Source organism: bacterium (assembly GCA_024224155.1).
GTDB lineage: Bacteria > Acidobacteriota > Thermoanaerobaculia > Multivoradales > JAHEKO01 > CALZIK01.
In genome coordinates, this window is the sequence record JAAENP010000329.1 from 1 (window position 1) to 1,539 (window position 1,539).

A 1,539-nucleotide genomic window follows, 5' to 3' on the forward strand; every position below is an offset into this window, starting at 1 on the left:
AAAGCTTACGGAAACTTACGGAAATTTACGGATAGCTTACGGAAAGTTGCCGGCACTTTACGGAAGTTTACGGGGAACCCATCCATCCGGGCCCCTCCCGTCCTGTCGACTCCTTGTCCCGCTGGCCCCGTTTTGCCTGCTTCGCGCGTCACAATCGCTCCGTCATCCACCGGACACACACTCGGGCGGCGCCCATAGGTGCAAAAAAGACAAGGCCTCGTCGTTCGCGGTCGCGCCGACCTCGATAAGTTCGCGTCGCAGGTCCTCGCATTCCCTTCTGAACGCGTCTTGCCGGCCTTCACTCGCCGCGTGCAAAAACCCGTTTCGCGGCATGCGCCACAAGGCCCAGGCGCGAAGAACGAGGTACGTGACGCGCACAGGGTCTTCGTGCTGCTTGAAGTGGCTGGAGCGCAGCGATCTGTTCGGGTGATCCGTGCCCATGTGCGCTGGGACCAGCCACCTCGGTTTGACGCGCATCCGGATCTCGTCGAAACGGCGGTCGTGTGTCAAAGTGAAATAGGCCGAATGCCACGCCACCTTGTGGGTACCTTTCGGCGCCTGAGGGGTACCTCTCGGCAGGCGGGCGGAACCCGGGAGTTCCTCGGCAGCATCGCTCGGGTCGAACCCTGGCGGTGTTGCCTCCGGAACTCCTGCGGATTCCTCCGAGGCCCCGTCGTCCGCATCGTTCGCTTGCATTTCTTCGTCCGATGAGGCTGCGCTCCAAAGCTCGTCCTTGTCCGGATCGTCCTCGTCGTCCGTTTCGCTGTCGAGAGCCTCCGTTCCATCGCTGGCGCCGCTCATGTCGGCACCCTCGTCCTTGTTGGACCGCCTCCGAGGAGTTTTTGCCACGACTTCCGAGGACGTCAGCTGCAGGAAGACCCCGGTAGGAGTGTATTTCCGAACCGTCACTTCGTTCTTCAGAACTTCGACTTTGCCGGAGTATGCGAGGAGGGAGGCCGGCAGAGCCACGTGGATCGGGAGCAGTACGTCGCGAAGCGGCGTCTCGATGGGGAGCCTCCAAGCTCTGCTGCCGTCCCCGAGTTCCTCGGGGTCGTCGAACACCAGACACCACTGCTGCCTCATCACATCGCACGCGAAGATGAACGTCGTCAGGGCCATCTCCTGCCTCCAAAGAGTGAAGAAGCCGTTGGAGACGAGCCCCAACCAAGGAGGCGGCTGAGACCCGGCCTGTCGGCAGGGCGCCGGGCGGAAAGCCGGTGCTTCGAGCCGCGCCGCTGGCTCGTACTTCTGCGGAGCCTCCGCGCGGACGTTCGCGGAGCGGTGCTGACCCTGGCGCACCACTTTCATCTCCTCCCTGAAGGTGTCCTCGTTCTGGTCGATCCACTCAACCCACTCGGTGGCGTCCTTCGGAAAGCCGGGCCATGGCGCGGTCGAGTCCAGAGTCTTTCGCGCCCGGGCGCGCGCCAACTCGGCTCGCAGAGAGTCCCCGTTCTCCCGGATGTACTGCTGTAAGGCTGCTTTTCGGCGGGGCCAAGACTCCGGATCCGCTAGCGCCTTCGGCGCTGACACCGCCGACCC

Annotated in this window: 1 protein-coding gene; it reads right to left on the bottom strand. The window is 63.5% G+C overall.

Annotated elements, in window-relative coordinates; all coding sequences use genetic code 11:
- Positions 1-162: 162 nt before the first annotated feature.
- Entirely contained in the window at positions 163-1,428 is a 1,266-nt protein-coding gene (locus GY769_16960; GenBank protein MCP4203612.1) for a hypothetical protein, read from the bottom strand.
- Positions 1,429-1,539 lie beyond the last annotated feature (111 nt).